Origin of the sequence: Mogibacterium kristiansenii (assembly GCF_009695905.1) — a bacterium.
GTDB classification, from domain to species: domain Bacteria; phylum Bacillota; class Clostridia; order Peptostreptococcales; family Anaerovoracaceae; genus Mogibacterium_A; species Mogibacterium_A kristiansenii.
Genome location: NZ_VUNA01000003.1, coordinates 58,004 through 78,459, shown reverse-complemented (window position 1 = coordinate 78,459; position 20,456 = coordinate 58,004). Strand labels below are relative to the sequence as shown.

General features: G+C 53.6%; 18 protein-coding genes. 10 read left to right on the top strand and 8 right to left on the bottom strand.

Annotation, left to right across the window (positions count from 1 at the left end):
- The first annotated feature begins 9 nt into the window (after positions 1-9).
- On the top strand, positions 10-1,395 hold the full coding sequence (locus FYJ65_RS02305; RefSeq protein ID WP_154553742.1) for an aconitase family protein: 1,386 nt from the start codon (positions 10-12) through the stop codon (positions 1,393-1,395).
- Between the two features lie 3 nt (positions 1,396-1,398).
- Here the strand turns inward: FYJ65_RS02305 and FYJ65_RS02300 are convergent, their stop codons facing one another.
- Positions 1,399-2,316: a LysR family transcriptional regulator gene (locus tag FYJ65_RS02300; protein ID WP_154553741.1), complete on the bottom strand. Its 918-nt coding sequence runs from the start codon at positions 2,314-2,316 to the stop codon at positions 1,399-1,401.
- A gap of 383 nt (positions 2,317-2,699) precedes the next feature.
- Between FYJ65_RS02300 and FYJ65_RS02295 the strand changes: the two genes are divergently transcribed.
- Together FYJ65_RS02295 and FYJ65_RS02290 are read left to right on the top strand one after the other, a co-directional pair.
- On the top strand, positions 2,700-3,938 hold the full coding sequence (locus FYJ65_RS02295; protein ID WP_206157277.1) for an ion transporter: 1,239 nt from the start codon (positions 2,700-2,702) through the stop codon (positions 3,936-3,938).
- 246 nt (positions 3,939-4,184) lie between these two features.
- Positions 4,185-4,727: an HD domain-containing protein gene (locus FYJ65_RS02290; protein ID WP_154553740.1), complete on the top strand. Its 543-nt coding sequence runs from the start codon at positions 4,185-4,187 to the stop codon at positions 4,725-4,727.
- 50 nt (positions 4,728-4,777) lie between these two features.
- On the opposite strand, the gene FYJ65_RS02285 is transcribed toward FYJ65_RS02290, so the two are convergent.
- From FYJ65_RS02285 to FYJ65_RS02265, 5 genes are all read right to left on the bottom strand, one after another.
- A complete protein-coding gene (locus FYJ65_RS02285; protein ID WP_328603030.1) occupies positions 4,778-5,578 on the bottom strand; it encodes an MBL fold metallo-hydrolase in 801 nt (266 codons plus the stop codon).
- A gap of 165 nt (positions 5,579-5,743) precedes the next feature.
- A complete protein-coding gene (locus FYJ65_RS02280; RefSeq protein ID WP_154553738.1) occupies positions 5,744-6,574 on the bottom strand; it encodes a phosphoenolpyruvate hydrolase family protein in 831 nt (276 codons plus the stop codon).
- 56 nt (positions 6,575-6,630) lie between these two features.
- Positions 6,631-7,833 carry a Tm-1-like ATP-binding domain-containing protein gene (locus FYJ65_RS02275; RefSeq protein ID WP_154553737.1) on the bottom strand — a complete coding sequence of 401 codons (1,203 nt, stop codon included), beginning with the start codon at positions 7,831-7,833 and terminating at the stop codon, positions 6,631-6,633.
- Between the two features lie 119 nt (positions 7,834-7,952).
- Positions 7,953-9,182 (bottom strand): phosphoenolpyruvate hydrolase family protein, encoded by a 1,230-nt coding sequence (locus FYJ65_RS02270; RefSeq protein WP_154553736.1) that lies wholly within the window; start codon positions 9,180-9,182, stop codon positions 7,953-7,955.
- Positions 9,183-9,192: 10 nt separating this feature from the next.
- Positions 9,193-10,251, bottom strand: a complete 1,059-nt coding sequence (locus FYJ65_RS02265; protein ID WP_206157276.1) for a polysaccharide deacetylase family protein — start codon at positions 10,249-10,251, stop codon at positions 9,193-9,195.
- 365 nt (positions 10,252-10,616) lie between these two features.
- Between FYJ65_RS02265 and FYJ65_RS02260 the strand changes: the two genes are divergently transcribed.
- The 5 genes from FYJ65_RS02260 (at position 10,617) to FYJ65_RS02240 (ending at position 17,068) form a co-directional block, all read left to right on the top strand.
- The gene (locus tag FYJ65_RS02260; RefSeq protein ID WP_154553734.1) at positions 10,617-11,327 is read left to right on the top strand and encodes a PIN domain-containing protein; all 711 of its coding nucleotides are present in this window, start codon (positions 10,617-10,619) and stop codon (positions 11,325-11,327) included.
- On the top strand, positions 11,328-11,735 hold the full coding sequence (locus tag FYJ65_RS02255) for a hypothetical protein (protein ID WP_154553733.1): 408 nt from the start codon (positions 11,328-11,330) through the stop codon (positions 11,733-11,735).
- A gap of 78 nt (positions 11,736-11,813) precedes the next feature.
- Positions 11,814-12,845, top strand: coding sequence for a 3D domain-containing protein (locus FYJ65_RS02250; RefSeq protein ID WP_206157275.1), 1,032 nt, complete (start codon positions 11,814-11,816; stop codon positions 12,843-12,845).
- Positions 12,846-15,040: 2,195 nt separating this feature from the next.
- Positions 15,041-16,387, top strand: a complete 1,347-nt coding sequence (locus FYJ65_RS02245; RefSeq protein WP_154553731.1) for a hypothetical protein — start codon at positions 15,041-15,043, stop codon at positions 16,385-16,387.
- A 69-nt stretch (positions 16,388-16,456) separates the two neighbouring features.
- Complete coding sequence (locus FYJ65_RS02240) at positions 16,457-17,068, top strand: histidine phosphatase family protein (RefSeq protein WP_154553730.1); 612 nt, start codon at positions 16,457-16,459, stop codon at positions 17,066-17,068.
- Here FYJ65_RS02240 and FYJ65_RS02235 read toward each other — a convergent pair.
- Complete coding sequence (locus FYJ65_RS02235; protein WP_154553729.1) at positions 17,065-17,340, bottom strand: putative Se/S carrier protein; 276 nt, start codon at positions 17,338-17,340, stop codon at positions 17,065-17,067. The genes FYJ65_RS02240 and FYJ65_RS02235 overlap by 4 nt on opposite strands.
- A 15-nt stretch (positions 17,341-17,355) precedes the next feature.
- Positions 17,356-17,937, bottom strand: a complete 582-nt coding sequence (gene yedF, locus FYJ65_RS02230) for a sulfurtransferase-like selenium metabolism protein YedF (RefSeq protein WP_154553728.1) — start codon at positions 17,935-17,937, stop codon at positions 17,356-17,358.
- Between the two features lie 225 nt (positions 17,938-18,162).
- On the opposite strand from yedF, the gene FYJ65_RS02225 reads away from it, so the two are divergent.
- Together FYJ65_RS02225 and FYJ65_RS02220 are read left to right on the top strand one after the other, a co-directional pair.
- Positions 18,163-18,642 (top strand): peptidylprolyl isomerase, encoded by a 480-nt coding sequence (locus FYJ65_RS02225; protein WP_154553727.1) that lies wholly within the window; start codon positions 18,163-18,165, stop codon positions 18,640-18,642.
- Positions 18,643-18,677: 35 nt separating this feature from the next.
- The gene (locus FYJ65_RS02220; RefSeq protein ID WP_154553726.1) at positions 18,678-20,330 is read left to right on the top strand and encodes a putative manganese-dependent inorganic diphosphatase; all 1,653 of its coding nucleotides are present in this window, start codon (positions 18,678-18,680) and stop codon (positions 20,328-20,330) included.
- The last annotated feature ends 126 nt before the right edge of the window (positions 20,331-20,456 follow it).

The following is a 20,456-nucleotide window of genomic DNA, read 5'->3' as shown; positions in this document are numbered from 1 at the left end:
GAGGAGAGCATGGCGACATTAATTGAGAAAATTCTCCGGAGAAATACCGGAAAGAAGGATGCGAAGCCGGGGGACATCGTGACCGCGAAGGTGGACCGGGTGATGGTGCACGATATTTTCATTCCTTTTGTGGCGGACAAATTCGAAGAGATGGGATTTACGAAGGTGTGGGATCCGGACCGCATGGTGCTGGTGTACGACCACATGGTGCCGGCCAGTCAAGTGGACGATGTGCGGCACTTTCACCGGGGGGATGCGTTTGCGCGGAAATACGGAATCAAAAACGTTCACCGCACCGACGGAATTTGCCATCAGCTGATGGCGGAGAAATACGTGCAGCCGGGAGATGTGGTGTTCGGAACGGACAGCCACACGGTCACCTACGGCGCACTGGGCGCTTTCTCCACGGGAATCGGCTACACGGAGATGGCGGGAATCCTGGGAACCGGCGAGCTGTGGCTTCGGGTGCCGGAAACCATCCGGGTGAACATTCAGGGAACCCTGCCGGAGAACGTGACGTCGAAAGATGTGATTCTCACCGTTATCGGCGATATCTCCGCCAGCGGCGCCACCTATCAGTCGTTGGAATTTGCGGGGAGCACCGTGGACCGCATGTCCGTGGCCAGCCGCCTCACCATGTCCAACATGACGGTGGAGGCCGGCGCAAAATGCGGCCTGTGCTATCCGAACCGGGAGACGCTGCATTTCACCGATGCCCATCCGATGAGCAAGGGGATTTTCGGAGACGACTATAAAGATGCTTTTGACGAGATTTTCCGGACGGTTCTCACCGGGGATGTGGCGGCCAAAGCGGCAGATTCCGTCGAACCGGGTTCCCACGTTCCGGGGACTCCGGGTTTCCTAAAAGGAGAAACGGGCAGCCTGTGTTACGAGTCGTCGCCGGAGGGCACGGAGTTCGCGCGGGTGCTGAATTACCGGGCGGAGGATTTCAGACCGGTGCTGGCTTGTCCGTCGCAGGTGGATGCCGTTCGGCCGGTGGAAAAGGAAGCGGGAATAAAGGTGGACCAGGTGTTCATCGGTTCCTGCACCAACGGCCGCCTGGAAGACCTTCAGGCAGCGGCGGCAATTCTGAAGGGCAAGAAGGTGGCACCGTTCGTAAAACTAATCGTAACGCCGGCCAGCCGGGATGTGTACCGGGCGGCACTGGCGGACGGCACGCTGGAAACCCTGTCGGAGGCCGGCGCCATGATTACCACGCCGGGCTGCGGCCTGTGCTGCGGAAGAGCCGGCGGAATCCTTTCCGATGACGAGGTGGTGGTGGCCACCAACAACCGGAACTTCCTGGGCCGAATGGGCACCAGCAAGGTGCAGATCTATCTGGCATCGCCGGTCACCGCGGCGCACTGCGCCTTGGCCGGGGAAATTGCGTTATAGTCCCTACATAACCTTCTCGTAGAAAGTATCCAGGGAATCCCGGATGGTCTGGAAGAAGTCCGTGGCACAGCGGGCGTAGTGCCGGTTCCGGGAGGTCATTAAGCTGATGTCCACGGTATGGCCCAGTCCCTCCAGTTCCAGCGTTCGCAGGCCGGCTTGAACGATGGAGCCTTCCTTGTAGTACGCGAAGGATTTGGCGCAGAACATGGCGGCATCGAATCGCTTGCACAAGGAGGCCTGAACGGCGTATTCGCTGACGTTGATAATATTGTTCAGCTCGATATTCCGGCTCTCCAGGAATGGGTCGATAAGAAAACTGGTGGTGCTGTCGGACAGATCCCGGATGAAAGGGAGATCGGCGTAATCGGCGATGTCCACCGTTGTGGCATCGCCGGTCCGCGCCCGAGCGATGTGGTCCGGCACGGCCAGATATACCGGATCCTGGAAGAGCAGTTCCTTCTGCAGATTCCGGTGCGGGACGGCGTTTACCGCAATGATGCCGTCCAGCTTGTTGTCCAGCAGCATGGATTCCAGCTTCATGGTGATGTCGGAATACAGGTGGATTTTCACATGAGGATGGGCAATGTGGTACCGGATGATGATGTCGGCGGCAAAAGCACGAACCCGAGAGACGCTGATGCCGATGGAGACTTCGCCGGCGTCCCCGCTGTTGATTTCCGAAATAGTCTGGCGCACATCCCGGTCCATGGCTTCCTGCCGGAGAAGCATATCCCGGAGCACTTCACCGGCCGGGGTCAGCTGCACCTTCGGCTTTCGAATTACCAGCGTGGTTCCGTAATCCTCTTCCAGTTTCTTAATGTGCTCACTGATTCCCTGCTGGGTGATGAAAATTTTGTCCGCGGCGCGGGTGAAATTAAGTGTTTCACTGAGCGCCAGAAAGGCGCGTTCGCTGTTGGTCATGGAAAACTCCTTTTTTTGTGTTTTTCAACTAAGCAGACCTGTTAATGATTAAACATTATACCACAAGTAAATACTTGTTTAAATACAAAAAATTACTGTTTTTCAATTGTCCGGAAATAGAGTATATTATATTTACTAAGAGATAGAGCTTAGCTGTGAAAAAGCCAACCATTAACCATAAACCTTATAGATTCAGGAACGGAGCGTATCCATCGGATACGTTCTTTTTCTGTTTTTGGGATATTTTTAAAATAGAGGGTAACGCTGAAAATTGTTCAGATTTAATTAAAGCTTGTGAATAATAGGACATTATTTCACAATTGCATCGGGATGCGGGACTGTCTATAATGAAATCAAGGATTTTTGGAATGAGGATTTAATGTATGGAAACAAAAATAAGAACGGAAGAAACCTCGTGGGGCCGCCTGCAGCACCGGCTCTTTCGAATGGTATCCATCGGCACGGTGTCGGATCCCCTGAGTCTGGGTTACGACATCTTCAGCTCCCTGGCACTGATTGTCAATCTGACCGCCGCTTTTATGATGACCTATGACCATCTGGCGCAGACCTACGGCGCCGGATTGACGCTGGTGCTGGAAGTGACCACGGCCTTCTTTGGCGTGGATTACGTTCTTCGGCTGCTCACGGCGGAGTGCCTGTACCCAAATGTAGGAAAAGGCCGTGCAATGGGCAAGTACGTGATATCCGGGGCCGGCCTGATTGATTTGCTGTCCTTCCTCCCGGCCTACCTGCCGGTGATGTTCCCGGGAGGCGCCACCGCCTTCCGGATGTTTCGGGTGGCAAGGATTCTGCGCCTCTTCCGCATCAACCGGTACTACGACTCCCTCAATGTCATTTCTCAGGTGCTCGTTCGGAAGCGTCAGCAGCTTCTGTCTTCTTTTTTTATCATATTGGTGCTGATGATGGCCTCCAGCTTGTGCCTATACAGCGTGGAGCACGACGCTCAGCCGGAGGTGTTCCGAAATGCCTTCTCCGGAATCTGGTGGTCCGCTTCCACCTTGCTCACCATCGGTTACGGCGATATTTACCCCATCACCACGCTGGGCAAAACCTTCGGCATCCTCATCGCTTTCTTGGGCGTGGGCATGGTGGCTATTCCAACGGGTATCATTTCCGCCGGTTTTGTGGAGCAATATCAGCGGATTCAGAAGCTCAGCGAGTACGGGCTGGAGGCAGACATCCATTTCGTTCAGGTGATGCTGAAGCCGAAGGATGAGTGGTGCGGGCAGCTGGTTCGGGAGACGGCGCTTCCGTCCGGCTTGATGATTGCGGTAATCCTGCGGGGGACGGAGACGAAAATGCCCCACGGTGACGTACAGCTCCGGGCCGGCGACCGGCTGATTCTCAGCGGCGAATCCCCTCGCAGCAACGAGAACATGGAGATGAAGGAGATCGTGCTGCACCGCAGCCACCCGTGGGTGGGAGAGCGGATTCGGTCTCTGGACATTTCCCGCCGCAGTTTCATCGTTCTCCTGAAGCGCCATGGCCGGGGGATCGTGCCCAAAGGCAATGTGACACTGATGGAGGGCGACCGGCTGACGATGTATACCATAAAAGAAGGGGCGGAGGAGCCGGAGGAATTGCCGAGACCCATCGTGTAGTGACGGGCCGAAATCGCCCGAAACTTCTTTTAAGAAAAATAATCTGTCGTGACAAGAAATTCAATTTTTTGTTGTGCTTCGCTCATAAAAAGCATTGCCTTCCCGATGTTTTTAATGCTAAAATTATTATGTTGGGTGTTTTGAGGAGGCCGTGGACTTCAAGAAAACCACATAAATGTGCCACCGGAACACCAGAATTCAGATATAGTATAAGGACGGTATGGTCAAGAGTCAGAAAGGAGCACTATGGCAGGAAAGGTTGTTACATCTTATCTGAATAAATACGGAAAGAATATCGTAGACTCTCCGGAATTCGAACAGGCAATGAATCAGCGGCACCACCTGAGAAGCTCGGTGGGAATGCACACCATGCGCGTGGTGGCAGCCAGCGTTTGGATTTGCTATCTGCTGAAGAAGATTCACGTACATACGGACAGCGAATCGGTGGTGAAAGGGGCGCTGTGCCACGATTTGGGAATTCTGGACCGGGACGATAAATTTGATAATAACAAGGAATGCTACCGGGAGCACCCGGTGGAATCCGTGGAAGTGGCGAAGAAGCTACTGCCGGATCTGAGTGAGAAGTCGGAAGAGATTATCCGGACCCACATGTGGCCGGTGACTTCGGAGCTTCCTACTTGCCGGGAGGGCGTCATCGTCTCCCTGGCGGACAAGGTAGTTGCTGTTCGGGACTTTCTCAGCTTCGGCGAAAGCCGTTTCACAGACGGGGAAAGCTATTCCGCACCGGCGCTGCAGGGAATGGAAAACCGGAATCGGTATTCCGCATAATGAGGTAATGAGAGAAAGGGATTGGACGCGGCGTCCAATCCCTTTTTTCATTAACTATGGAGCGAAATCACATCCAAATCCTCCGGCACCAGCAGGTTTCCGGAGAAGTACTTCCGTCCTTCCTCCAGATACAGCTTTTGCCGCTGATCCCCGTGGGATTCTTCCGTGTGGTACAGGATGAGGTTCGGAACGGAATACCGCTCCGCCAGCTCACAGGCATCCTTCACCGTGGAGTGGGCGATTTTGTGAGGATGGAAGATATCATTGTCGGATTCCAGGCAAAACGCCTCGTGAAGGAGCCACTCACTGCCCGCCACGTATTTTTCCCCCTCCGGGCGGCAGAATTCGTCCCCCAGACAGGTGAGGCGTTTTTCCGGTTCGTATTCCAGGGAAAAACCAAATTGAATCGTTTTCGGGTTTCCGATGTCGAAAAAGGTGATGGGATGACCCAGCACCTGAGCGGTTTCGCTGTCTTCCACCGGAATAAGGTGGATGCGGCTGCCGATATGGCACAGCTCCTGCGGCCGGAGCAGCAGGTGGGCCACTTTGTCGATTTTGTCAATCACCGTCCGGGAAGAGTAAATGCGCACCTCCCCTTCATAATCATTCAGTTCCATTCCGTAACCGATTCGCCGCATCATCCAGATGATGCCCATAAAATGGTCCACATGCTGGTGGGTGACGAAGATGTCGTGAACATCTCGCCAGTCCAGGAAGGACTGTTCCAGCTGCCGGAGAATCTGATTTCCGCCGCCGCCGTCCACCAGGAAGAGGCTGCCGTTTTCCTCCAGAGCAAAGCAGGTATTGTAATTCTTTGTGGCCAGCGCAAAGCCGGTCCCAAGTACGTTCATTTTCATAAGAATAGCCTTTCGTAATCTCCGAAGTTCTCCCGGACACCCTTGCCGTCCGGATTGTTTTTTTATGGTATATTCTATCACAGAAAAAGGGACTGCGAAAACCGCAATCCCTTCTCCATGCTGTCAATCCCACAAGTTGTCAATGTACCGGCGACTTAATTACTTCTGGATTGCCTTGAAATCTTCGGTCTGAGCCTTAATGCCTCTTTCTGCAGCGAATCTCTCGATGGAGGAAGCGCCGAAGAAGCCATCCAGTTCCGGAATGTTGCTGATGATGTACTGCGCATCCTTTGGCTCTGCAATCGGGCCGCCGTGGCAGATAACCATAACATCCGGATTTACGTCTCTTGCTGCTTTGATAATAGCCTTAATTCTTGGAATGCAATCGTCCAGGGACAGAACGGTCTTTGCACCGATGGTTCCCTTGGAGGTCAGGCCCATGTGGGCAACGATGATGTCCGCACCGGCTTCGGCCATTGCAGCGGACTGCTCTGCATCGAATACGTATGGGCAGGTGAGCATATCCAGCTCGTGGGCTTTGCGGATCATGTCAACTTCCAGGCCGTAACCCATGCCGGTCTCTTCCAGATTCTGACGGAATACGCCGTCAATCAGACCAACGGTCGGGAAGTTCTGAACACCGCTGAAACCCTGATCCTTCAGCTGCTGCAGGTAAATGTCCATAACGCGGAACGGGTCGGTACCGCATACGCCGGCGAGAACCGGAGTCTCCTTTACCACCGGCAGAACCTCAGCACCCATCTCAACGACAATCTGGTTGGCATCGCCGTAGGACAACAGGCCTGCCAGAGATCCGCGGCCGGCCATTCTGTAGCGTCCGGAGTTGTAAATAATCAGGATGTCTGCACCGCCGGCTTCACTGCTCTTTGCGGTGATTCCGGTTCCGGCGCCAACGCCTACCAGGATTTTGCCGCTTGCAATCTGTTCCTTAAATTTTGCGATATTTTCTTCTCTTGTAAGTCTATTCATTGTGTACCCCTTTCGTCATAAAAATAGATTCATAAGTCCGATTTTTCCGATTCTTCTTACAGAAGGGAAATGAGTTTCTTTGCTGCTGCAACGGCGAATTCTTTGTCGTTGATATCCGTATCCAGCTCTACGATTTCCACGTTGGAATCTGCCAACTCGGTGCGGAGCGTATCGAACAACACCTTATCCGCCTCTGCATCGTAGAACGGCTGACCTTCCACGTCAATCATGGATACGCCCTTCAGCGGAAGCATCAGCGTGGTTTTGCCCGTGGCATCTGCCAAGCGGGTTGCAATCTCATGGCCGATGGATTTCAGCTCATCGGCAGTGGTGCGCATCAGGGTAACCGTTGGATTGTGCTTGTACAGATTCCGATCCTTGAACTGCGCCGGAACCGTATCCATCGGTCCGAAGTTCACCATATCCAGTGCACCCACGGAAACCACCTGCGGAATGCCGTTCTTGCCCGCTGCGGTGAGACGGTCCGGACCTGCGTTGAGCACGCCGCCCACTACTTCGTCGCACCATTCGGTGGTGGTGAGATCCAGCACACCCTTGATGAATCCCTGGTCGATAAGGGCTTCCATGCACTTGCCGCCGGTACCGGTTGCGTGGAATACCAATACGTCGTATCCCTGTTCATGAAGATAATCTTCTGCTGCCTTTACGCACGGTGTGGTTACGCCGAACATGGTAGCTGCCAGAAGCGGATTGCCGTCGCTTTCGATTTCCTTCCGGTTCTGAACCATGCCTACAATGGCGTTGGCTGCGTTGCTGAAAATTACTTTGGAAATGTCATTCAGACCTTCCGCATCCACAACGGATGGAATCATGACGATGTCGCTGGTTCCCACATAAGGTGAAACGTCACCGGACGCCATGGTGGAAACCATCACTTTCGGAACTCCCAGCGGAAGCTGCCGCATTGCCGGAGTGGCCAGTGAGGTTCCGCCGGATCCGCCGATGGAAATGATGCCGTCGAATTTGCCCTCTGCATAGAGCTGAGGAATCAATTTCTCCGTTCCTTTTGCTAAAACTTCTGTGGCGGTAGCACGGTCGCGCTTTTCCACGATGGCGTTGATGTCGGCACCGACTGCCGCCGCAACCTCCGCGCTGCTGATATCCGGTTCTACCACGGGTTCGAATACACCGGTGTTGATGCAGAGGGTTTTCAAACCCTGCTCTTCGATGCATTCCTTAATGAACTTGAGCTCCTTTCCTTTGGTATCAAAGGTTCCGAGTACTGCAACTGTTTTCAATGTTGTATACCTCCTTGTCCGCCTTTTCTTAATTGTATTCTAGCACGAACGAAAAAGTAAAAAATATGTTTTGATTACTAAAAATTGTGTTTATATAACATTTTTGTTGCAAGAAAAACTTATGGTTGTTTTTGCGTGACTCCCGCGTGTTGTTTCGACCGCAGCATGGTTTTGTAGTTTCGCGGCGCCATTCCCTTATACTTCTTGAAAATCTTGCTGAACTGGACCGAATCCGGATACCCCACCCGAAGGGCGACTTCCTGAATCGGCATTTCGCTGACCTCCAGCAGTTCGCAGGCCTTGTTGAGTCGGAAGCGAATCAGGTATTCCGTAAAGCTGATGCCCATTTTCTTTTTGAACAGGGTGCTCAGATATGGGGTAGAAACGTGCAGCACCGTGGAGAGCGCCTGCAGAGTAATGGGCTGTTCGTAGCTCTGGCGAATGTGCTGCTGTACGAACTCGATGTAGTTTCGGGAAGATTCCATTCCCTCCATGGCGGCCTCCCGCTTCTCGTCCAGTGCGCTGTCCATGGGATACTTGAAAGCGCGAGTGGAGGAGATAATCGCTCGCTCCGAAGGAATTCGTTCGAAAGAGGAGCCTCCGATAAAACCCTGCGCCGCCGTGTTCTCGTAGAAGTACTGGAGGTCCATCGGTGACTTAATCGGACCGGCGTAGACCATGCGAATCCGCTCCGGCGCCTTCTCCAGGCATGCGGAGAACACCTCGTCCGCCAGGAGTTTTGCCTTCTCTATGGATTGGGCTTTTTTCGGACCCATGGCGCCTCCCGGCGTGAGTCCCAGGTGGGCGCAGATGACGTCTGCTCCCGCGTCAATCATGGCTTCCGCCTGCTCTTTGCTGCACACAAAGGCTAAGGTGAAAAAATCCATTTCATGGGCAATTCGGATGGCTTCCACCTCATTGTCAAATCCCAGACCTTCTTCCTCCAGCGATTCCCGAAAAATACCGTCAATCAGTGCCACCGACGGGAAGTTGACGATGCCGGAAAGTCCGGAATTCTGAATATCTTGGATGTAGTCCCGGAGTTCGATGGTGGGATCCGAGCAGTTCAGTCCGAAGAGAACCGGGGTGTATGGGAGCAGGGTGAGCAACTCTCGCGCCGCAAAGCTTTCGACGATTCGATTGCTGTTTCCGTAGCACAGGTAACTGCCGAAGGACGGGCGCCCGGACGCCCGGAAGCATCCGGCACTGAGGGCCAGCACCATATCGGCCCCGCCGGTAACGGAGGCCAGCGCGGTATGCCCGCATCCGGAAGAAGCACCGATTACGTGCCCGTTGGCCCGGAGATGGTTGTTCAAATGTCGAATAATGTTTTTACGATTGTTCAGCATGGCATCCTCTCTATTGTTCAGTCTGTTGTTCTGTTGGTTCTTGGCCGTCCGATATGTCCCGGGCGAATTCCTCCGGGGTACATCCCCCGTTCACGCGAATTCGCGGCAGCAGGTAGGGATCGTCTCCCGGGTGTACCTTTCCGTATTCGGTGGTAAAAGCACAAAGGAAACCCGCTTCCTTCACCGCCGCCTCACAGGTGTCCGTGTAATCGCCGAAGGGATAGGCGAAGGCCTCGCCGCTGCCCAGCATGTCGATGGATTTCTTCAGGTCCGCTACGTCCTCTTCCTGAGACAGGGCGGTAAAAACACCTCCGTGGCCGATGGTTCCGCCGGGACGGTGCATGTTGTAGGAGTGGGACTGGAAGTTGATGTGCTTGGCATCGCCGTATTTCTGAAGCACATCTTTGCCGTTCTTAGCACAGATAACGAAACTGGTCGCGGTGATGTCGTATTTTTCCAGCACCGGAATTCCGTACTTCTGGAAATCCTTTGTGCAGTCGTCAAAGGTGAGCACCACGGATTTCACCGGCAAATCAATCTTTCCGTCAATGTAATCCCGCAGCTCCTGCCAGGATGGGAAATAATAATCCGCATCGATCAGATACTGCAGGATGGCGGACAGTTCTTCCGTGGACATGTAGTTGGGGTTCAGATCTTCCGGGGGATTGTTCGCATCGTAGATGTTGTGAAACATGCAGACCGCGATGCCGTGACCGTAGCTTGGAGAACTTTGGTCCGGCTTACGGTATGCCGTGCGAACCTTTCGGGTCTTCTTCATCCGGTTGCCGTAATCCTTCAGCGTGTAGGTGATCGTTCCGCTATAGGATTTCCACAGAGTGCCGTCCTTCCGAAAACTGCTTTGATCCAAATCCGTCTGAATGTGGGAGGAAATGTCTTTCTTCCGATAATCCTTCGCCGTGACCCCGGGGTCCGAGAATTTCTCGCCGGGATACAGCCGTAGGGTGGTGTCCCCCTTCAAGGAAATGACGGGTTTGCGGCTGAGTCCGCCAATCTGGTGGTGGGCCTGATAGCGAATCAGCAGCACTCCTCCCAGGAGGAGCAGTATCATGATAATTATGATGAGAAGAATGAGTGAATTCTTCCTCCGAAAACGTTTCTCTATATGATTCATCGATGTTCCTCGTGTGTTCCATTTATTCGATACATTATATATAACTGGATATATAACGTACTTTCGATATGTAGAAATATACCGCTATCATATCAGCATTAAAGCCGGAGTTCAACAGGACAGACTATTTGAAAATCGGATAGCGGAAACCCGGGATTGGACGAAACTTTTCTTTTATGGGAAATTGAGATATAATAATATTTTATGGAAGAAACAGTGTGGGCCTGCGGCAAAATGCTGCCGGGGCGCCGATCGTGTTGTTATCATTGACAAAGAGATTGAAATAGAAAGAGGGACTTTAAATGAAGTATTTAATTGATTTTGAAAACGTGGCCAGCAATGGGTTTGAGGGGCTGGAGCTTCTGGATGACGGATCGGAACTGCTGATTTTCTATTCGGAGCAGCACAGCACTATCAGCATTACGGTGCATCAGGAGCTGGAGCGAAGCCGGATTCGGAAGACGTACATGCCGATTAAGACCGGTGGCAAGAACGCCCTGGATTTTCAGCTGGTGAGCTGGCTGGGGTATGAGATCGCAAAGAACGGCGGGGAGCAGTTCGTTATCATCAGCAAGGATACCGGATTCGATGCGGTGGTGGATTTCTGGCAGAAGCGGAATGTGAACGTGTCCCGGCATCCGGACTTGCGCAAGGCGGTGAAAAAAACCATTCTCAAGAGGGCGCCGGAGGCGGCCATCGAAATCCCGGAGGAACTGCCGCAGCCGGAAGAGGCGAAGAGCGGGAAGGAGAAGAAGAGCAAGCTGAAGAAGAAGGAGAAGCGGGGCGAAAAAAAGAAAAACGCCGCAGCCAAGGAGAATCGGGTGTTCCAGGGGGATGTGAAGAGCTTGATTCCGGAGTTTTCCGGCGAGGCGAGCCGAATTGCGGAGACCCTTCGGGTGCATAAGACGAAGCAAGCGGTGAACAATGCCCTGGTGAAGATTTACGGCACCGAAATGGCAGGAAAGATCTATAAAGGCATCAAGCCGCTGCTGAAGGGACGGAAGGGTGAGTAGATGGACGTATTGGATTATCGAATGGAGCTGAACCCGAAGCAGACCCGGGGGACCCTGACGGTCCGGAAAATTGCGGACGTGGAGGACATGAACCACGGATTCTATTTTTATCCGGAAGGAGAGGCGCTGATGGCGGTTCCCTATGGCGATATGGGGCAGGTGCTGCATTTCACGGAACCGAATACCTTTCACCTGTACCTGTTTCGGAAGGATGCGGCCTATGCCAAAGCGGCGTTCCGGAAATTTCTGAAGGAGAACGGCTTGGAGGAGGCGTCGAAGGCGGTGGCCAAGAAATCTTTTGAGCCGGCGGAGGACCTGATTCCGATGCCGCTGGACAAGGAGATTCGGGAGCAGATTCGGAAGGACGACCGCAGCAAGTTGATTCACCGAGGAAGCTCGGAAAACTAAATCGAGCGAGACGGATTCGGGCAGACCGGAGAAAACAGCGGGGGATGAGACGGAAAGAGGATGAGTGGAGAGAAGAAAATGAGAAATGAGACGGCAGCCGGCAAGAAAAAACGGAAAAACCTGTATCAGATTTTCAATCGGGATCGGCACACCCGAACCATGGGTGTGATTCTGCTTCTGACTCTGGGAATTCTGCTGTGGCAAGAAATCAGCTGGCTGATACCGGAGCAGGTCACAGTTTCCTATGCGGGGATGGACGGAAAGACGAAAACCGTCACCGCCCTCACGCGGCAGACCACGGTGGGGGCTGTATTGAAGGAAGCCAAGATCGGTGCGTCGGAAATCGATACGGTGCACCCTTGCCGGGAGTACCCGGTGTCCGACAAGATGAAAATCACCGTGGAAGAGTGCATACACACCCAAATGGAAATTCACGGAAAGATGAAGGATTTCACCCTGAAATCCGGTACCGTTCGGGAGAACCTGAAGCTGAACGACATCCGCTACGATAAGGACGACCGCATCTCTCCGGAGCTGGATTCACCGGTTCGGGCGGACACGAAAATTACCGTGGACGAGGTGCATCGGAAGGTGACGGAAGGCACCAAAAAAGTAAAATCCGGGGATAAGGTGGTGCTGGACCCGGGCCTGTCTTCGGGCATGGTGCAGGAAACCGGCGGCCGGGACGGCGAGGGCCTCTATACCTACACCACCACCTATATCAATGGAAAAAAATCTGGTACCCGGACAAAGTTAAAGAAATGGATCACAAAACCGGAAGATCATACTCTTCGGTGCGGCACCTCGGAAACCGGGGAAAAGGGGGAAGTAAAAGTAAAAAGTACTTTTACCGCCAACACCACCGCTTACTATGCGGGAACCAATGCCCACGGCTCTACGGGTCAGCGGGTGCACTACGGGACCTGTGCGGTGGATCCGTCCGTGATTCCTTACGGAACGCGCCTGTACATCGAGGGTTACGGAATTGCGGTGGCCAACGACTGCGGCGGCGCGGTGCAGGGGCACATTGTGGACCTGTACATGCGAAGCACGGCGGAGTGTATCCGCTGGGGCCGCCAGAACCGGAAAGCCTATGTGCTGGCGGAGTAGAAGAAAAAGAAGCTGGGAAAATGCGGGACGCGTTGGCGTGGCCCGGCGAAGAAATAAGGCCATGCAGGGAGGACGGCGCCAACGCGGCTGGGGACCGCCCGGGAAAAACCGGAGCATGTTGGCGTGGCCCGGCGAAGAAATAAGGCTTCGCAGGGAGGACGGCGCCAACATGGGCGGCGGCTATACGGGAAAAACCGGAGCATGTTGGCGTGGCCCGGCGAAGAAATAGGGCTTCGCCGGGAGGAAGGCGCCAACATGGGCGGCGACCGCCCGGGAAAAACCGGAGCATGTTGGCGTGGCCCGGCGAAGAAATAAGGCTTCGCAGGGAGGACGGCGCCAACACGGCCGCCGGCTATACAGGAAAAACCGGAGCATGTTGGCGTGGCCCGGCGAAGAAATCAGGCTTCGCAGGGAGGACGGCGCCAACACGGCCGGCGACCGCCCGGGAAAAACCGGAGCATGTTGGCGTGGCCCGGCGAAGAAATAAGGCTTCGCAGGGAGGACGGCGCCAACAAAGCCGCCGGCTATATGGGAAAAACCGGAGCATGTTGGCGTGGCCCGGCGAAGGAATAAGGCTTCGCAGGAAGGACGGCGCCAACAAAGCCGCCGGCTACACGGGAAAAACCGGAGCATGTTGGCGTGATCCGGCGAAGAAATAAGGCTTCGCAGGGAGGACGGCGCCAACAAAGCCGCCGGCTACACGGGAAAAACCGGAGCATGTTGGCGTGACCCGGCGAAGAAATAAGGCTTCGCAGGGAGGCCGGCGCCAACACGGCCGGCGACCGCCGCCTCTAATTCAGGCCACTTTCGGGAAATCGGAAGAAATTGACGACGGAACCTCGATTCCCAACGTTCCGTCGTCAATTTCCCCGCGGCCGTCGGGAAGATTAGAGTGGAATGCCCGGGGAAGATGGTGAGCTGAGGGCTAGCGAGTAGAAAATCCGGTTCTGAAGAAGTGATTCTGGACACGGATTCAATTTGAATTAGAGTAAAAACATGAAGAAAAAATTGGATTGACGACAGACTTTTCGGATACGAGAGTCTGTCGTCAATTTTTTGTGGTGCCGAATGCAGGTTGGAGCAAGCGGCACGGGGAGATGATTAGAATTGACGACGAAAGGAGGGACGAGTGGTGTTCGTCGTCAATTCTTTCCTTTTGAAAATATAATAGAGGAAAAGTGATGCACGAAGGCGGGTGGGAGCCTTTCGTGCATCACTTTTCGTCTGTGCTCGAGGGCGTGGTGCCCCAAGACGAAGAAACAAGGGCTAGCGAGCGGTGAGGCACCACGCCCGCTCGGCGGGAACGGCTGCTGTGCTCGAGGGCGTGGTGCCCCAAGACGAAGAAACAAGGGCTAGCGAGCGGTGAGGCACCACGCCCGCTCGGCGGGAACGGCTGCTGTGCTCGAGGGCGTGGTGCCCCAAGACGAAGAAACAAGGGCTAGCGAGCGGTGAGGCACCACGCCCGCTCGGCGGGAACGGCTGCTGTGCTCGAGGACGTGGTGCCTCAAGACGAAGAAACAAGGGCTAGCGGGCGGTGAGGCACCACGCCCAACCGGGCATGGGCAAAGAAACGCGTGGGACTTGGTGCAAAGGGAACGGAGATATAAGGGCCGGCGGGATTTCGTGCACCAAGACGGCGCCGGCCACGGGTGAAGAAATGCGGGGGAATTGGTGCAAAGGGAACGGAGATATAAGGACTCGCGGGATTTCGTGCACCAAGTCGGCGCCGGCCACGGGCGAAAAAACGCGCGGGAATTGGTGCAAAGGGAACGGAGATATAAGGGCCGGCGGGATTTCGTGCACCAAGACGGCGCCGGCCACGGACGAAGAAACGCGTGGGACTTGGTGCAAAGGAAACGGAGATATAAGGACCGGCGGGATTTCGTGCACCAAGTCGCGCCCCGCACCACGCCCGCACCACGCCCGGCGCCCCACCACGCCCGAAAAAACGCGGGGGACTTGGTGCAAAGGAAACGGAGATATAAGGGCTGGCGGGATTTCGTGCACCAAGTCGCGCCCCGCACCACGCCCGCACCACGCCCGCCGGCCCGCACCACGCTTGCTCATACGGAAGTTTATAAACTTCCGCATGATAATAAAAGTGTACTGAAGGGGAATTTTTTCTGTGGCATAATACTTTCACCGGAAAGGAATCAGCGCTGCAATACCGGAAATAATATGAAAGGAGATGCAATATGAAAAGAACAATCCGTGTTCGGATTGCCGGCAGGAATCCGGAGTTATCCGGATTCCTTAGATTCCTGGGATTCTTGTTCCTTTTGTTTCTCGCGTTGTCTCGGCTGGGAACCGCGTTCCCGGCGGAAGCGGCCACCTCGTCCCCATCAGCCTATACATACGAGGATTGGAAGCATTCCCTGGACCGGGTAGCCGAGAATCTGGAGAAGGACGGATTTCACTACAGCGTAAACGGAGGGAAGGGATCTTACCGGAAAAGCAAAGAGACGCGGCGCGTGACCAACTGTGCCATCTACGTATCCTGGGCACTCCAGGATGCGGGAATTATCAAGAAGGGGCAGGTTTTCTGGATTGACAAAGGAGGTGCCATTCGAGGAAAGCGGAAAACCTGCATTACGAAAAACAGCAAGCTGAAGATACTTCATCCCCACAAAAAAGCGAAGCATGCCGGCCTCAAGAAAGGAGATATTTGCGGCTGGGACAGCCATATCCATACGGCGGTGTATGCGGGAAGAGATGCCAAAGGCCGAACTTTGTGGTACTCCGCCGGCCGAGACGGAGGTGTGAAGAAGAACGGAAAGTGGTATTTTAAAGCCGGTAAAACCAAAGCGAAGGTGCGGGCGGCCCGATATGACGGAAAAATCGCCACGGTGATTCGTATTCGGAATTTAAAGGCTGCTCCGGCAAAAAAACCAAAAAAAGCAAAAGCAAAGTCGAAGCCGATGTCCGCAGTAAAAGCAGACGAAGAATTAAACCATTCGGGCGAAACTTCCGATGTGGAATTTGAAGAAATCACCCCGGAATACGAAGAGGAAGAGGAGGTGAGCGAAACGGAAGACGGCGGACCGGCAGAGTCGACGGATACGCCGGATACGCCGGAAACGAATCCGGATGCATCAGAAGCGAATCCGGACGCATCAGAATCGAAACCGGAAGACACAGCAGAAAACGTAATCAGCGGAGGGGAGACTTCCGATGAGCCTCGGGATTTTGAGACGGAGGAAAACGATCCGGAGGATGAGGACGGTGCAACGGTGGATGACTCCGCCAACGATACCATTTTGGATCTGGACAAGAACGAGGTCATTTCCGTCAAAGACGGAACGCGGAAGAAAATCCAAGACGGTTACGAGGAAAGCCGGGACCCCGATAATCCGGACGAGGAAAGCCGGGACCCCGATAATCCGGACGAGGAAAGCCGGGGCACCAAAGGAGAGACAAATAAAGTTCGAAGAATCGATACCCCGGAAACCGGCGACGATGGTTTTGCGGTGGCCATGGTGCTGCTAATTCTCAGCTGCAGCGGACTGCTTGTAATGGCACATCGTCGAAACCCGGAAAGTTGACCCTGCGGAAACATCTGTGGTATTCTGTATAACAGTTAAAAAAATGCGTATCACAGATGGGAGAAAACAGTGAGATTATTTATATTACGACATGGACAAACGGATCTGAACCTGGCCCGGAAGGTGCAGGGGCACATGGATGTGGACCTGAACGCCACCGGTATTGAACAGGCAGAGGATTTGGCAAAGGTGGTTCGGGAGAAAAACCTTCGTTTCGATGCAATCTATTGCAGCCCGCTGAGAAGGGCGCTGGATACCTGCGAAATCGTTACCGGACAGAGCCAAGACACGTTTCACGTGGATGATCGAATCGAGGAATTTGATTTCGGCGAGCTGGAAGGCTATGCCTACCGGGAGCTTCCCGGAGAGTCGCAGAAATTCTTTTCCGCACCGGATGAATTTCTGCCGGCGGGGAGAGGGGAGACTTTTCAACATCTGATTCAGCGGATAACGGACTTTTTGGAAGAATTGAAGACTCGGGAACAAGGAAATGTGCTGGTGGCGTCCCACGGAACGGCCATTCACGCCATGCTCCTCTATTTCCGGCACAAAGAGTTGAAAAATTTCTGGGATGAGGATGTGCATAACTGCGATCTGATGATTGTGGACTGCATCGACGGCGAATACGTCGTCCGAGATGAGAAAATTGTGGTAGAGAAAAAAGAAACCGGTTACCTCTAAAGGGTAACCGGTTCGTAATCGAATCGCTTGATGGACTTATCTTCCTCAATCCGATAGACATGGTATTCCTCCGGGACTAACTCCGTCCCCTCCAGGAATACCTTTTTTGATTCATCGAATTTCTCCGGCTCCACCCGAACGGCGATTCCGCAGCTGGTGGAGATGTGCCGAGGCACCGGCATGATGGTGCAGCCCACCGGCTTCAGCAGCTTCTCGGTGGAAATGGCTCCGTGGGTGGATTCGAAAGTGTACAGGTAAAAAGTATCCGTCATGAACACCACCCTCTCCTACAGAGTGATAACCTTGGAAACTTCCTGCATTGCACCCAGGATGTCATACATGTTGCTGACGGTTCCAACCTTGCAGTCTTCCTTGATTCCGAAGAAGTTCAGGCAAGTGCCGCATACCAGAACCTTGGTTCCTTTCTCAATCAGAGTGTTCAGGTTCTCAATAATCTGAGGCTCTACGCCGGTGGTCAGCTTTACGCCGCCGTTCATGAAGAGCACGTAGGTCGGGATGTTTTCGCTCTCGGACAGGGTGAAGATGGCCATCTTTGCCAGGTTCATTCCCAGTTCGGCATCGCCGCTTCCCAGACCTTCCTTGTTGAAGAATACCGCGTAGCTTCCTTCGTCAAAGCCGTGAGCGGATTCCGGAATATTGCCGTCGCCATCCGCAAATGTAGCAACGAGCTTCTCTCCTTCCGGTGTAACGGTGATTTCTCTTCCATATGTCTTTCCCAGGCGGGACAGGTTGTCAATCTGAGTCTGACCATCTACCAGAATGGACAGATCCTGAGTGCCGTTGTCCAGCTCTTTCTTCGCCATGATTACAGGAATTGGGCATGCTTTGCCTGCAGCATCTAATCTCATAATGAATTCCTCCTATTATTAAACATAAATATACAAGTAAATAGTATCACCAAATCCCGTTTTTTCAAATAGAAAAATCTTATAAAAGAAAATCGGTCCCGCGAAAGTTTCCGGCGAGAGCGAACGGAAAACTCCCGCAAATCGAATTGCCCGTAAGACTTCACAGAAAGGAAATAATGTTGTAGAATTATCTATCATTGAATATACCAATAAGGAGAAGCAAATATGAAAGAATTTATCATTGAAATGGAAAACGGCGGCGTAATGGAAGGGGAACTGTACGAAGACATCGCACCGAAGACGGTGGAGAACTTCGAATCCCTGATTGAAAAGAAGTTCTACGACGGACTGATTTTCCATCGCGTCATTCCGGGATTCATGATTCAGGGCGGATGCCCGAACGGAAACGGCATGGGCGGCCCGGGATATACCATTCCGGGAGAGTTCAACTCCAACGGTTTTAAGAACGACCTGAAGCACACTCGAGGCGTTCTCTCCATGGCAAGAGCGATGGACCCGAATTCCGGCGGATCCCAGTTCTTCATCATGGTAGCGGATGCACCGCATCTGGACGGAGATTATGCCGCATTCGGAAAGATTACCAAGGGTATGGAAGTGGCGGATGCCATCGTGAACACCAAGCGGGATCCGTGGATGGACAAGCCGCTGGAAGATCAGAAAATCAAGAGCATTCGCATGAAGTAAGGCCGAGGACGACAGGAAAAGAAAGAGAGAGCAGTATGCAGCAGGAACGAAACATCATCGTAATTGGACATAAGAATCCGGATACGGATTCCATCTGCTCCGCTATCGCATATGCACATTTGAAAAACATGACCACCCACAGTCACCACTACGTTCCGATGCGGGCGGGAGAAATCAGCCAGGAGACCATGTACGTGCTGGACCGCTTCAACATGCCGGTCCCGAATTACTTGGGCGACATCGGTGCTCAGGTATGTGACATGGAAATTCGCCGCACGCCCGGGGCGTCCAAGGACATGACCATCAAGCAGGCATGGGATTTCATGGCAGAGACGGATGCGGTGACACTTGCGGTGACAGAAGAGGACCGGGTCATCGGACTGATCACCAAGGGAGACATCGCCCAGACCTTTATGGAGGCGGAGGACAGTCGGTTCCTGTCTCGCATGAAGCCGCGGTACCGGGATATTGCAGATACCGTGAACGGTACCATCGTGGTGGGCGATGGCGACGACCGCTTTGAAGAAGGCAAGGTATTGGTGGGTGCGGCCATGGTGGAGCGCATGCAGGAGCACATCGAGCCGGGAGATTTGATGCTCATGGTGGACCGGGTGGAAAACCAGATCGGCGCCCTGGAGAAGGGGGCAAAGGTGCTGATTTTCTGTCTGGGAGCCAAGGCCAACGAAGAAGTTATCGCTAAGGCCCGGACAGAAAAGGCGGTCATCATCGAGACCTCAATGGATACTTTTGCGGTTTGCATGGAAATCCACAAAAGCGTTCCCCTGGAATCTTTCATGCTGAAAGAAGACATCATGACGTTCCGGATGGACGACTATACGGACAAGGTGCGGGCGGCCATGGCGTCCACCCGCCACAGAGCTTTTCCGGTGGTGGATTCCAACGATTGCTATGTGGGAACCATCTCTCGCCGGAACCTGCTGGGAATCCAGAAGAAGCGAGTGATTCTGGTGGATCACAACGAGACATCCCAGGCCGTGGACAACATCAACGAGGCGGAGATTCTGGAAATCGTGGACCATCACCGCCTGGGCACCCTGCAGACACTGCAGCCGATCTACTTTGTCAATCAGCCGGTGGGCTGTACGGCGACGATTCTGTATGAGATGTTCGTGGAGAAAGGAATCGAGATTGCGCCATCCATCGCCGGACTGCTGTGCGCGGCGGTAATTTCGGACACGCTGATGTTCCGATCTCCGACCTGCACGCTGAAGGACAAGATGGCGGCAGGTGCGCTGGCGCTGCTGGCGGACATCGATATTGAAGCTTTTGCCACGGAAATGTTCGAAGCGGGCTCGGATCTGGGCAACAAGTCGGAAGAGGAAATCTTCTATCAGGATTACAAGAAGTTCACTTTCGGAAACACCAGCTTCGGCGTGGGTCAGATCAGTTCCATGAGTGCGGACGAGCTTCAGGAAATCAAGAAGCGGATTCAGCCGCTGCTTCGCCACGAGTGCGGAAAGAACGGCGTGTCTATGGTCTTCTTCCTGCTGACGGATATTCGGAACTCCTCGTCGGAAATGCTGTACGCCGGTGACCGGGCAGAGGAGCTGGCGGACATCGCCTTTAAGGATGCGCCGAAGAGCGACGGAAGCTATTATTTGGAAGGGGTTCTGTCCCGAAAGAAGCAGCTGATTCCGGCATTTATGCGGGCGATTAACTTGATGTAAAAGGGCTGTGAAAAGTTTTCAAAATACGCAAAAGAATTTTGAACATAAATTAAAAGATTAACATGAAAATCTATTGAAAGCAAGGTTTCAATGTGATAGTGTAATGGCTGTGCTATCCGGACTCCA